The 13,362-nt window shown below is 34.6% G+C and carries 13 protein-coding genes; 9 read left to right on the top strand and 4 right to left on the bottom strand.

The window, feature by feature from the left end; translation table 11 throughout:
* Positions 1-124: 124 nt before the first annotated feature.
* The 5 genes from LUA86_RS05980 to LUA86_RS06000 all read left to right on the top strand — a co-directional run bounded on the left by LUA86_RS05980 (position 125) and on the right by LUA86_RS06000 (position 5,131).
* On the top strand, positions 125-883 hold the full coding sequence (locus LUA86_RS05980) for an ROK family protein (protein ID WP_231459700.1): 759 nt from the start codon (positions 125-127) through the stop codon (positions 881-883).
* Positions 884-978: 95 nt separating this feature from the next.
* Positions 979-2,394: an NADP-dependent phosphogluconate dehydrogenase gene (gndA, locus tag LUA86_RS05985; RefSeq protein WP_231459701.1), complete on the top strand. Its 1,416-nt coding sequence runs from the start codon at positions 979-981 to the stop codon at positions 2,392-2,394.
* A gap of 30 nt (positions 2,395-2,424) precedes the next feature.
* Positions 2,425-3,939: a glucose-6-phosphate dehydrogenase gene (zwf, locus tag LUA86_RS05990; RefSeq protein ID WP_231459702.1), complete on the top strand. Its 1,515-nt coding sequence runs from the start codon at positions 2,425-2,427 to the stop codon at positions 3,937-3,939.
* Between the two features lie 106 nt (positions 3,940-4,045).
* Complete coding sequence (pgl, locus tag LUA86_RS05995) at positions 4,046-4,771, top strand: 6-phosphogluconolactonase (RefSeq protein WP_231459703.1); 726 nt, start codon at positions 4,046-4,048, stop codon at positions 4,769-4,771.
* A 3-nt stretch (positions 4,772-4,774) separates the two neighbouring features.
* The gene (locus LUA86_RS06000) at positions 4,775-5,131 is read left to right on the top strand and encodes a DUF5655 domain-containing protein (protein WP_231459704.1); all 357 of its coding nucleotides are present in this window, start codon (positions 4,775-4,777) and stop codon (positions 5,129-5,131) included.
* On the opposite strand, the gene LUA86_RS06005 is transcribed toward LUA86_RS06000, so the two are convergent.
* From LUA86_RS06005 to LUA86_RS06015, 3 genes are all read right to left on the bottom strand, one after another.
* Complete coding sequence (locus LUA86_RS06005; RefSeq protein WP_231459705.1) at positions 5,128-6,009, bottom strand: exopolyphosphatase; 882 nt, start codon at positions 6,007-6,009, stop codon at positions 5,128-5,130. The two genes, LUA86_RS06000 and LUA86_RS06005, sit on opposite strands and share 4 nt — an antisense overlap.
* Position 6,010: 1 nt before the next feature.
* Complete coding sequence (gene ppk1 / locus LUA86_RS06010) at positions 6,011-8,068, bottom strand: polyphosphate kinase 1 (protein ID WP_231459706.1); 2,058 nt, start codon at positions 8,066-8,068, stop codon at positions 6,011-6,013.
* A 97-nt stretch (positions 8,069-8,165) separates the two neighbouring features.
* Positions 8,166-8,786 (bottom strand): hypothetical protein, encoded by a 621-nt coding sequence (locus LUA86_RS06015; protein WP_231459707.1) that lies wholly within the window; start codon positions 8,784-8,786, stop codon positions 8,166-8,168.
* Between the two features lie 75 nt (positions 8,787-8,861).
* Between LUA86_RS06015 and LUA86_RS06020 the strand changes: the two genes are divergently transcribed.
* The 4 genes from LUA86_RS06020 to LUA86_RS06035 all read left to right on the top strand — a co-directional run bounded on the left by LUA86_RS06020 (position 8,862) and on the right by LUA86_RS06035 (position 12,220).
* Positions 8,862-9,353 (top strand): YajQ family cyclic di-GMP-binding protein, encoded by a 492-nt coding sequence (locus LUA86_RS06020; RefSeq protein ID WP_231459708.1) that lies wholly within the window; start codon positions 8,862-8,864, stop codon positions 9,351-9,353.
* Positions 9,354-9,374: 21 nt separating this feature from the next.
* A complete protein-coding gene (locus tag LUA86_RS06025; protein WP_231459709.1) occupies positions 9,375-9,824 on the top strand; it encodes a GNAT family N-acetyltransferase in 450 nt (149 codons plus the stop codon).
* 55 nt (positions 9,825-9,879) lie between these two features.
* Complete coding sequence (locus LUA86_RS06030) at positions 9,880-10,476, top strand: DUF4142 domain-containing protein (protein ID WP_231459710.1); 597 nt, start codon at positions 9,880-9,882, stop codon at positions 10,474-10,476.
* A 151-nt stretch (positions 10,477-10,627) separates the two neighbouring features.
* Positions 10,628-12,220, top strand: a complete 1,593-nt coding sequence (locus LUA86_RS06035) for a S8 family peptidase (RefSeq protein ID WP_231459711.1) — start codon at positions 10,628-10,630, stop codon at positions 12,218-12,220.
* An 88-nt stretch (positions 12,221-12,308) separates the two neighbouring features.
* Here the strand turns inward: LUA86_RS06035 and LUA86_RS06040 are convergent, their stop codons facing one another.
* Positions 12,309-13,355: an NAD(P)-dependent alcohol dehydrogenase gene (locus LUA86_RS06040; protein WP_231459712.1), complete on the bottom strand. Its 1,047-nt coding sequence runs from the start codon at positions 13,353-13,355 to the stop codon at positions 12,309-12,311.
* Positions 13,356-13,362: the final 7 nt, after the last annotated feature.

Genomic DNA, 13,362 nt, shown 5'->3' on the forward strand with positions numbered 1-13,362 from the left:
AACTTAAAAATATTCTACTAATTATATAGATTTAGTAGTTTAAAACTAATATTTTATTACTCTATTTTATTTTTGTGGTTTTAAATTATTTATAGAACTTCGATTCCAACAAAAAGGCAAAGTTATGGCTACAAAAAAACAAGCAGAAAATAGCAACATTTTATCTATAGATATCGGCGGAACAAGCATTAAAACAGTGCTTTTGGATGAAAATGGAAACATGCTATCAGAATACATGAAAAGTAAAACCCCTGAAGGCGCTACTCCAAAAGATATTGTTTCAGGAATTGTTGATTTGATAAAGCCAATTCCAGATACCTTTAACAGGGTTTCGATAGGATTTCCCGGTTATGTAAAAAATGGTATTGTTAAAACTGCACCTAACCTTTCAAAAAACAAATGGGAAGATATTGATTTAGCTCAACGCGTTGCTGATGCTTTAAATAAACCAGTAAGGCTTGTTAACGATGCAGACCAACAAGGTTTAGGCGTTGTAGAGGGTAAAGGTTTTGAAATTGTTTTTACCGTAGGAACAGGTTTTGGTACAGCCTTGCTTTTTGATGGTGGATTGTTACCACATTTAGAGCTTGCCCACTTACCAGTTAATAAGGAAGAAGATTATGATGATTACATCGGTAATAAAACCTTCGAAAAAATTGGACCAGAAAGGTGGAATAAAAGACTAAAGAAAGTTATTGAAATTTATAAAACAGTTTTCAATTACGATACTTTATATATAGGCGGTGGTAATTCTAAACACATCGATTTTAAGCTTGATGACAACATAAAAGTAGTATCAAATCGCGATGGAATTAAAGGTGGTGCAAAACTTTGGATACTAAATGATGGCAATAACATCACAACTGCGAGCCCAAAGAAATAATTGAATATCCGATTAGATTTTTATTACAATCAATTAACAACACACACGCATATATTAATTTGTAAACCCTAATTTTGGGTATAAAAGAAATAAAAATGGCAAACAGCGATTCAAAGCAATACAAATTAGGAATGATTGGTTTAGGCACCATGGGCCGCAACCTTTTACTAAACATGGCCGATAAAGGTTTTTCTGTTACTGGTTACGATAAAGACCAGAAAATGATTGCAAAACTCGAAGAAGAAGGTAAAAAACATAATCTCGAAGGTTTCGATAATATCGAAAATTTTATCAGTCATTTATCTACACCTAGAACGTTGGTGTTACTTGTACCTGCCGGACCAATTGTTGATAGCGTTATAGCCGAATTAAAACCACTTTTAAGCAAAGGTGATATTATTATTGATAGCGGAAACTCTCACTTTACAGATACAAACCGCCGTGTTGATGAATTAGAAAAAGAAGGCTTGCACTTCTTTGGCATGGGTATTTCTGGTGGCGAAGAAGGCGCACGTTTTGGTCCAAGTATGATGCCGGGTGGCGATAAACAAGCTTACAATGTTGTAAAAGATATTTTCGATGCTATTGCCGCAAAAGTTAATAACGACCCATGCGTAACCTATATAGGTCCGGGTGCCTCTGGTCACTTTGTTAAAATGGTGCATAATGGAATAGAATATGCAATTATGGAACTCATTGCCGAAGTTTACGGAATCTTAAAAAATGGTTTAGGCTATTCAAACGAAGAAATATATAAGGTTTTCAAAAAATGGAACGAAGGTCGCCTGCAATCATTTTTGTTAGAAATTACTGCAGAGATTTTCCTATTTAAAGATACCGAAACTCAAAATGATTTATTAGATCAGATTAAAGATGAAGCCCGTTCAAAAGGAACAGGAAAATGGACTTCTGAAGTTTCTATGGAATTACAACTTCCGGTGCCAACCATTAATGAGGCCGTTTCAAATCGCGATTTATCTAAATTTAAAAAACTTAGAGTTTCGTTAGAAGAAGCATTTGGAAAAAAAGATGGCAAAATTGATGTTTCAGTTGATGAATTAGAAGATGCTTTTTATTTCTCGATGATTAGCGCCTATGCACAAGGTATGCATTTATTGGTACAAGCTTCTAAAGAATATCAATACGATTTAAAACTGCAGGAAATTGCTAAAATCTGGCGTGGAGGCTGTATCATCAGGGCTAAATTTTTAGAAAATATTTATCAGGCTTACGATAAAAATAACTCGTTAGAACATTTATTTGGTGATTCCTGCATTCAGGAAATCATTAAAAACACATTAAAAGGCACTCGCAAAACCATTGCTGCTTGTGTTAATGCAGGTGTGGGTATCCCGGCATTTGCTTCTACGCTAACTTATTTCGATACCATAACAACGGCAAGAATGCCTTCAAATTTAATTCAGGCTCAGAGAGATTTCTTTGGTGCTCATACTTTTGAAAGAATTGACAAAGATGGTGTGTTCCATGCCGATTGGAATAAACTTTCTTAAACGCATCCCTAGTTTTAATAAACAAATAAAATGAAATCAAACACCGCATTAAGCCCTACAATATTTGTAATATTTGGTGGCACCGGCGATTTAAATAAACGTAAACTTGCTCCTGCGCTTTACAATTTATTTATGGAAGGCTACATGCCTGATAAATTTGCAATAATTGGAACAGGTAGAACAGAGTTTACAGATAAGAGTTATAATGAAGCATTAGAGGATGCTGTAAACCAATTTTCGCGTTCTGGAAAGGTTAAAAAAGAGAAGTGGGAAGATTTTGGTAATACTATACACTACTGCCCTACCGATTTTGCGCAACCAAAAACTTTCGAAAACTTAAAAGCAGCAGTAGAGAAATATCAAAAAGATTTCGGACCAGAAACGCAGGTTATTTTTTACCTGGCAGTTGCACCGAACTTCTTCCCTATTATTGCAGAATGTTTGCATAAATATAAGTTAACGCAAAACGAAGACAATAGTCGCATTGTTATCGAAAAACCTTTTGGTCATGATTTAGAATCTGCAAAAGAATTAAATAAGCTATTAAGTACAATTTTTACTGAAAAGCAGATTTATCGTATAGATCATTATCTAGGTAAAGAAACTGTACAAAACATGATGGCTTTCCGCTTTGCAAATGCACTTTTCGAACCATTGTGGAACAGAACCTATATAGACCATGTGCAAATATCAGTATCTGAACAATTAGGTGTTGGAGATAGAGGCGGTTATTATGAAGGTTCTGGTGCATTAAGAGATATGATTCAAAACCACTTGCTACAATTGGTTTGTTTGATTGGTATGGAAGCACCAATTAATTTTGATGCAGATGAAATTAGAAACCGAAAGGTTGAGGTTTTAAGAGCAATGCGACCATTTAATGCAGATGAAATTCGTTTCAATACCGTTCGCGGGCAGTATAGCAAAGGTTGGGTTGAAGGTAAAGAAGTTCCAGGTTATCGCCAGGAAAAAGGCGTTGACGACCATTCAAATACCGAAACTTTTGCTGCTGTAAAATTCCATATTGATAACTGGAGATGGCAAGGTATTCCTTTTTATTTAAGAACCGGAAAACGTTTAAATCAAACTTCATCACTTATTACTATTCAGTTTAGAGATGTTCCGCATCAAATTTTTTCATCTGGTGTAACCGAAAACTGGCAACAAAATAGATTAATCATCAGCTTGCAGCCAGAAATGAGCATCCGCATGCAGGTACAAGCTAAAAGACCAGGTTTAGATATGATTTTAAACCCTGTTGATATGGTTTTTGATTATAAAGGAACGTATGAAGGTGATACACCTGAAGCTTACGAAACTTTGTTGCTTGACGCCATGATGGGCGACCAAACTTTGTTTATGCGTGGCGACCAGGTTGAGGCTGCTTGGGAATTGGTGATGCCGATTTTAAATACTTGGGAAAGCAAAAAATCAATCAATTTTCCAAATTACCCTGCTGATAGTTGGGGACCAGAAGAAGCCGAAGCACTTATTGCAAGAGATGGCTTCCATTGGTTTAATTTGCCATTAAAGAATAAAGATTAATACTCATTACCTGTCATTGCGAGGCACGAAGCAATCTTAAAGCGTTAGTAAATCAGTTTATTTTAAGATTGCTTTGTAGCTCAACATGACATCCAATTTACAACACATGAACCTACTTATTTATAAAACGCTCGAAGAATTAAATCAGGATTTAGCTGATTACATTATAAAAATTGCTGAAATGGCAATTGAAGAAAACGATCGTTTTAATTTTGTTTTAACCGGTGGAAATTCGCCAAGAGAATTATACAGAATTTTATCTGTTGATTGTAAAGACAGGATTGACTGGGAAAAGGTTTATTTCTTTTTTGGGGATGAACGAAATGTGCCAAATACCGATGAAAACTACAATGGCTTAATGGCGAAGAAGAATTTCTTTGATAATTTAAACGTAGCAGAAGATCATATTTTTTATGTTAACACCACGTTAGCGCCAGAAAAAGCAGCAATTGAATATAAGAAAAGTATCGACGCACATTTTAAAGGAAGCGATATTGTTTTTGATTTAATTTTGCTTGGCATGGGCGATGATGCACATACCGCATCTATTTTCCCACATACTGATTTGGTAAACGATAAAGAGGTAAATGTTGCCGCAGTATTTGTAGAAAAACTTAATACCTACAGAGTAAGTATGACGGCGCCTTTAATCAATAAAGCTGAAAATATAGCTTTCCTGGCATTTGGCGAAAATAAAGCAGAGGCTTTGAGGCATGTTATTGGCGATGAAACAAAAGATTTTGCAACTTATCCTGCGCAACTTATAAATCCAATTGATGGTAAATTAACCTGGTTTGTTGATGAAGCTGCAGCCAAATTATTGGAAGAATAAAATATGTCTGACAAAGAACTATCAGATTTTTTAAAAGGAAAAACGGAATATACTCTTGAGTTATTCCGTTTTTTTATTGATGAATTTAATAAGATTGGCCCGGTAGAATTGCAACCCTTAAAATCTATGATCGCCATTAAAGGGAAAAACAAAATCGCTTATGTAACCCAATTGGGCAAAAACTTCGTTCACGTTGTAATTCCATTCAATGTCTGCTTTGAAGATAATTTATGTTTCACAAAAATTGCTCAGGTTTTCGGAACAAACCAATATAATCATCATCTGCGATTGTATTTTAACGACGATATAAATACTGAAGTAAAAAGTTATCTAAACAAAGCTTATTCAGAAGAATATTAATCTAATTTTTCCTCTATTAACAGTTTAATTATACCATCTACCATCCCAACCTTAGGTACATAAATCATTTTAATCCCAGTCCATTTCATCAAAGTAAGATAAATTTCGCTGGCAGGTATAATAACATCTGCCCTATCAGGATTTAATCCTAAAGTATGAATTCTTTCTTTTAATGAATAGCTGGTTAGTTTATTATAAAGTGTATTTAGTTTTTGTAGAGACATTGGTGCGCCATCCTTTTCATCCGCCATGCGAAAAAGCTTGTTAATGTTACCACCAGTACCAATGGCTGCCAGATTTTTATGATTTTTGGTGTGGTGCTTAACCCAGGTTTTCATCTCGTCCCATGTTTCTTCTTTATCCTGATTATCAAGCATTCTGATGGTACCGATATTAAATGATTTTGAAGCTTCCGGAATGCCATCTACAAAAACCGAAAGTTCTGTACTACCTCCACCAACATCAATATAAAGATATGTTTTGCTTTGATCCAAATCTTGTTCGATATGGTTGGCATAAATTATATTAGCTTCACGCTGACCTTCAATAATTTCTAGATCTATTTCGGCTCGCTCTTTAATCAATTTCACAATATCTTGTCCGTTATCAGCTTCACGCATAGCTGATGTAGCACAGGCCAAATATTCTGTAACGTGGTAAACATCCATAAGGTTTTTAAAAGCCAACATGGTTTTAACCAGGTCTTCTGCTTTCTTAGCAGATATTTTCTGGTCTAAAAATGCATCATCACCAAGTCTTAACGGAACCCTAATTAAGGTATTTTTCTTGTATTTAAATTTACCGTCGTGTTTAGAGATATCGGCAATTAAAAGTCTAACGGCATTTGAGCCAATATCTATGGCAGCGTATCTTAACATATTATTGATGTTTCGTTTTCAAATAGTTATAAATATCTACCTGAGCACGGGTTTTCTTACTTAATCTGTTTTTATGGTATTTATTATTGTTTAAAGCATTTATTTGGCGGGCTTTTGTATTATCCTGAAGTTGTATATCAATAATATCCTGAATTTCTTGCTTAACATCGGGGTCTAAAACCGGAAAACCAACTTCTACCCTATGGTCTATATTTCTGCTCATTAAATCTGCAGATGATAAATACATATCGTTTTTACCATTATTGCTGAAGATGTAAACACGGGCGTGTTCCAGAAATTTATCAATAATACTTACAGCAGAAATATTTTCGCTAAAACCCTTAATACCAGGAACAAGGCAACAAATTCCCCTTACAATAAGCTGAATTTTAACGCCTGCATTACTGGCTTCATAAAGTTTGTTAATGATGCCTTCATCGGCTAAACTATTAACTTTTAATAAAATATAAGCGATTTTACCAGCCTTTGCATTTCTGATTTCTCGATTGATAAAATTGGTTAAACGAGAACGGCTTTCGAGCGGAGAAACAATTAAGTGCTTAAATCCTTTAGTTACAGTTCTTTTATTTAAGGCATCAAAAAGTTTTACTAAATCGTTTGTAATTTCTTTTTTAGCAGTGAAAATACTGTGGTCGCAATATATGTTGGCTGTTTTTTCGTTAAAATTTCCAGTGGCTAAATTTGCATAATAAACGGGTTTATCCTTTTCTATACGCTTAACAAGGCAAATTTTAGAATGTACTTTATAATCGGTTAAACCGTAATTAACTTTTACCCCTTCTTCCATTAAACGGCTAGTCCAAAAAATATTGGCCTGCTCATCAAATCGTGCTTTCAGTTCTACTAAAACAGAAACCGCTTTGCCATTTTTTGCAGCATTAATTAAAGCATTTATAACTTTAGAATTTTCTGCAAGGCGATATAAAGTAATTTGAATTTCAACCACCTTTGGATCTATCGCAGCCTCGCGTAAGAATAAAATAATATAGTCGTATGATTGATAAGGAAGATTAATTAAATAATCCTTATGAGCAATTTTATTAAAAACACTTTCGGTTCTATGTAAACCATGAACTTTTAACGGAACAATCGGCGAATATTCTAACTCTTTTCCACCAACATTTGGGAAAGCAATAAAATCGCCAAATTTATGGTATCGATTTCCAGGAATTAAACTTTCTGCTTCAAGCTTTAATTTATTAACTAAAACGGTAAGCATATTAAGCGGCATAGCCGAATCATAAAGCAAACGCATGGGTTTACCTTTTTTACGTTTTTCTAAGCTACTTTTTAAATCATCAATAAATTTGTCGTTAATATTTTTGTCAATATCCAGTTCTGCATCTCGCGTAAGCTGAATAGAATAAGCTTCTAAACTATCATAATTAAACACATAGAAAATATCATCAAGGCAATAACGGATAATATCTTCTGCAAGGATGATAAATTTCAAATCATTTGTTTCTGGCAACACCAAAAACCTTGGCAGGTTGTGCGGCATTTCAATTAAGGCGTACTTTTCCCTAACCTTAGTATCTTTCTTAGAAAGCTTAACAAAGAAGTAAAGGAAACGGTCTTTAAGCTCGGGGAATGGCTTATCTAAATCGAGCATTATCGGAACCAGGTTCGAAAGGATTTTATCTCTGAAATGATTTTTTACAAACTCGCCTCTGCTAACGTTTAACTGGGTGTCATTTAAAATGAAAATACGGTTTTGAGCCAATTCATTAATTAAAGTCGCTTGAAAAAGCTGATCGAATTTTCGCTCTTGCTTTACAACGATATTCTTAATTTCATTAAGGATTTTTTTAGGATTGTAGCCTAATAAGGCTTTTGCTTTATCATTCAAATTGGTAAGCCTGGTCATTGTTGCCACTCTAACCCTATAAAACTCTTCTAAATTAGATGAAAAAATAGAGAGAAATTTTATACGCTCAATTAAAGGAACAGTTTCATCTGCTGCTTCTTGTAAAACGCGTTCATTAAAATACAACCAGCTTATTTCTCTATTAAAAAAAGGTAATTTCTTCTTGCTCATCTATAAAAATAAAAATCCCTGTAAAACAGGGATGTTCAAAACTGCAAATTTATTTGTTAAATCGATGTTAATTCATAAACCGATTAATATTAACAAATTATTTTTTTGTAACTGATTTTGTAGCTTTATTAATCGTTTTGTTTGCAGAATCTATTGCATCTTTAGTAGCAGTGGCAGATTTTGCTAGTGTTTCTTTGGCAACTGGTTTGGCTCGAGAAATTGTTTTTTTAACTGCAGTTTGGGCTTCCTTTACAGTTGGAGTAGCTTTTTTCACCTCAGAAACTGCATTTTTTGCAGCATTGGTGCTTTTAGATATTAATTTTTCTGCTTTTTCTTCAGAAGCTATCGCGGCAACTTTAACGCTTTGAACAACTGGCTTAGCTTTTGAAACAGCTTTTTTAACAACCTTTGCAGCTGTTTTTTCTACTTTAGCAACGCCTTTAGCAATAGGCTTTTTAACATCTTTCTGTTTAGCTTTTGTTGTATGCACTAAATCATCAATTTTTTGACCAACATCTGCTTTAATTACCGTAAATTTCTTTGTTAACTTTTTAGCCACTCTTTTGCTGGCTTTTCCAATTTCTGTACTAATTTCTGAAGCATCGTGCCCCAGGCTTTTTATTACTTCTAAAAATTTATCAGTTATAGATTGCTCTAACTGCTTTTTAACCTCCTTTTTTGTTACCTTTTTTAGAGACTTAGATTTAGTAGTTTTCATATTATTTTTCGTTTTTTTGTGAGGTTATTTAATTTCAATTAAATCTACTTAATTTTTTACTTTAAAGCTAAAACCATGCCTTCTTTTGATATTGTAAGTAAAGTTGATGCGCAAACACTTGATAACGCTATAAATAATGCTAAGAAAGAAATTTTGAATCGTTTTGATTTCAATAATTCTAAAAGCACCATCGAACTTGATAAAAAAACAAACACCGTAACCATTGTTACTGAAGATGATATGCGCTTAAAAGCCATAGAAGGCTCTATCATATCTCGCATGATGAAGCAAAATTTAGACCCAAAAAGTTTAAATTTTGGTGATGAGCATCAGGCTTCTGGAAATATGATTAGAAAAGAAATCAGTATTAAAGAAGGATTAGATAAAGAAGCTGCAAAGAAGGTTGTTGCTAAAATTAAAGCAAGTGGTTTGAAGGTACAACCTGCAATTATGGATGATCAGGTTAGAGTAAATGCTAAAAAGATTGATGATTTGCAGGCTGTGATTAATCTTTGCAGAAACGAGGATTTTGGCCAGCCGTTACAATATATTAACATGCGTAACTAAATTGTACATCAATTTATAAAAATGCAGATACAAGAACATGATTACATTTTCTCGGATAGCAAAGACCTTTTAAAGATAGATTCGATACATAAGTATTTGAGCACAGAATCTTACTGGGCTAAAAAAATCCCGCTTGAAAGGGTTAAAATTTCGATAGAAAATTCGCTTTGCTTTGGAATTTATAAAGAAGACCAACAAGTTGGCTTTGCCCGGTGGATAACTGATAAGGCAACCTTCGCCTGGCTTTGTGATGTTTATGTAGAAAATGAACATCGTAGAAAAGGTTTATCAAAAAAGCTAATGTCTTTTATGATTTTTCATCCGGATTTGCAAGGGTTGCGCCGATATCAATTGGCTACATTAGATGCTCATGGATTGTATGAACAATTTGGATTTAAAGCCTTACAAAATCCTGAACGGCAAATGGGTATTGTGGTAGCAGATGTTTATCAAGCTGAAAGTAGCCAGTAGCAAAAAAACCTTTTCATTGCTTTCGTGTTTTCAATAAAACAAAAACACATAATAGATGAAAAAGATATTCTTTATCGCAGTAGCGATTTCGGCAGCTTCGGCTTTTCAGGCTTGTCAAACGGCTGATAAAAAATCTGCAACTACAAAAGATAGCGTTTCTGGAGATACAACAATGGTTAACGGTACGCATACAACTGGTGCTGAAAGCACTGCTAGTGGTTTAGATGAAGAAGGTGCTACTTTTTTAAGAAAAGCTGCAGTTGGCGGAATAATGGAAATTGAAGCTGCTAAAGTAGCACTCAATAATTCTTCTAATACAGAAATTAAAAGTTTTGCTGAAATGATGATTACCGACCATAGCAAAGCCAACAAAGAATTAAAAGAATTTGCAGAAGCAAAAAGAGTAATTACGCCAGAGGCATTACCTGCAGAAGATCAAATTCATTTGGATGCTATGAAAAAAATGAAAGGCGCTGATTTTGATAAGCACTACGTTGATATGATGGTTAATGATCATGAAAAAACGGTTACGCTTTTCCAACAAGGAATACAAAATAGAGATGCCGGATTAAAAACCTGGGCAACTAATACATTAAAGGTTATTGAAGCGCATACTGTAAAAGCAAAAGAAATTGCAGCTAACCTGAAATAGAAAACAATTAAATACCAGAAAATCCTGCTTCTTGCCAAAAGTGCAGGATTTTTTATTTTGCAACCGTTATAAAAAAAATAAATTTTAATCAAATTTTGGTTTAAGAAATTTAAAGCTATATTTTCCCGTTAATTACAAAAAAAACACATTAATGAACACGAATAAAATTTGCAAGTCGGTATTCAATATCGCATTGATTAGCGCCTTGCCATACTTTGCATTTGCTCAGAAACCTAACTGGCAAAATCTTGATTTAAAAACCGATTCTACTTTCGGAATAAGTACCGAAAAAGCATATAAAGAGCTTCTAAAAAGCAAAAAATCTACAAAAGTAATTGTTGCTGTAAACGATGGCGGTGTAGATGCAACTCATGAAGATTTGAAAAGAATTATATGGGTTAACGCTAAAGAAATTGCTGGTAATGGAAAAGATGACGATAAAAATGGTTACATAGATGATATTCATGGCTGGAATTTCATTGGCGGCCCTAAAGGTTCTGTAGACCATGAAACTTTAGAATTAACCAGAATGGTTAGACGCGACCAAGTTAGATTTGCAAACGTTACAGATGCAAATGTTAGCGAGAAAGACAAGAAAGATTACGAAGCGTTTAAACTAATGCGTTCTGATTTGGAGCAAAAATTAGGAGAGGCTAACCAAAACTTAGCTGGTTTAACCGGATTTAAAAACGCTTTAGATAATGTTGTTAAGAAAATTGGCAAAACCAATCCAACAGCAGAAGATTTTGCAAATTTTAAACCTGCTACCAATGCAGATGCACGTATTCAGGAAGTATTATCTGATGAATTAAAGAAGACTACATTCGCTGAATTTTACGAATCACAAATTACTGAAGGCGTAAAATATTATTCAGAGCAGGTAGAATACAACCTTAATGTAAGTTACGACCCAAGAAGTATTGTTGGCGATAATCAAAATGATGATACAGAAAAATTTTATGGAAATAATGATGTTAAAGGTCCTGATGCGACTCATGGTACACACGTAGCCGGCATTATTGCAGCAGACAGAACCAACAAATTAGGAATTTTAGGCGTTGCTGATAATGTTGTTATTATGGGTGTACGTGTAACGCCAAACGGCGATGAGCGTGATAAAGATGTTGCAAACGGTATCCGCTATGCGGTTGATAACGGTGCAAAAGTTATTAATATGAGCTTCGGTAAAGCTTACACCTGGAATAAGGCTGTTGTTAACGATGCTATGAAATATGCGGCTTCAAAAGATGTTTTACTGGTACAAGCTGCAGGAAACGAAAATAAAGATATTGATACGGAAAACAACTTTCCAAATCATAAGGGTTTGGATGAAAAAACCATTGCATCATGGATAACTGTTGGTGCTTCCGGACCAAAAGATGATGAGACTTTGAAAGCCAGCTTCTCAAACTTTGGTAAAACTCAGGTTGATGTTTTTGCGCCAGGTGTTAAAATTTATTCAACTATACCGGGTTCAAAATACAAAGAACAGAATGGTACTAGTATGGCTTCTCCGGTGGTTGCTGGTTTAGCTGGATTAATTCGTTCTTACTTTCCTAAATTAACTGCAGCACAAGTAAAAGAGATAATCTTGAAATCAGTAACTAAAGTTAATCACAACGTATCTTACAAAAAAGGCGAAGATGAAAATGGCGAAACAGTTTCTGTTCGATTCTCTGATTTATCAATTAGTGGTGGTATCGTAAATACATACAATGCATTAAAATTAGCAGCAACTTACTAGAATAAACTTTCGATAAATAAGTTTGCACACCAACGAAAAAGGCGTTACAATACGGAACGCCTTTTTCGTAACCTAACATTTAGATTTTCTAAACAGTAGCCATATCAATTACGAAACGATACTTTACGTCACTACCTAAAACACGTTCATAAGCTTCGTTAACATAATTGATGTTAATTACTTCAACATCTGAAACAATATTGTGTTCTGCACAAAAATCTAACATTTCCTGAGTTTCCTCAATACCGCCAATGCTCGATGCTGTAAGTGCTCTGTTTCCTTGCATTAAAGCAGAACCTGGAAATTTTAAAGGTTCTGGTGGTAAACCAACGCAAATGTGTACTCCATTAACATTAAGCAACTTTAAATACATTTCATAATCATGCGGAGCAGAAACTGAATCAATTATAAAATCGAAATGCTTAGCGTATTTTTTCAATTCTTCAGGGTCTTTTGTAATCACAAAGTGATGTGCACCAAGTTTTTTAGCATCTCCCTCTTTTGATGGTGAGGTACTTAAAACCGTAACATCGGCGCCAAATGCAACAGCAAATTTAACTGCCATGTGCCCCAGGCCACCTAAACCTAATACTGCAACTTTGTGTCCTTTTTTAATGCCCCATCTTTTAATGGGTGAATAAGTTGTAATTCCGGCACAAAGCAATGGGGCAACCCCTTCTAAAGGTAATTTCTCAGAAACACTTACCACAAATTCTTCTGTACAAACAATCTTGTTTGAGTAACCACCATAAGTTGGTGTCTTTTTATCACGTTCTAAGCTGTTGTAAGTCCAAACGGTTTCACCTTTTTCGCAAAATTGTTCCTGGCCGCCTTTACATGTTGGGCATTCTTTACAGCTATCAACCATGCAACCAATGCCCGCTAACTCACCAACTTTAAATTTGGTAACATCAGTGCCAACTTCGGTTATGCGACCAACAATTTCATGTCCGGGAACCATCGGATAACGAGCAGGTCCCCATTCGCTACGTACCTGGTGAATATCTGAGTGGCAAATTCCACTGAATAAAATTTCAATTAAAACATCTTTTGGTCCAACATTTCTTCTTTCGAAGTTCCATGGAGCCAATTTATCGGTTTGGCTGTGAACAGCATATCCCTTTGCAGCTATCATATATTAT

This window comes from Pedobacter sp. Leaf132, assembly GCF_920984695.1.
GTDB lineage: Bacteria > Bacteroidota > Bacteroidia > Sphingobacteriales > Sphingobacteriaceae > Pedobacter.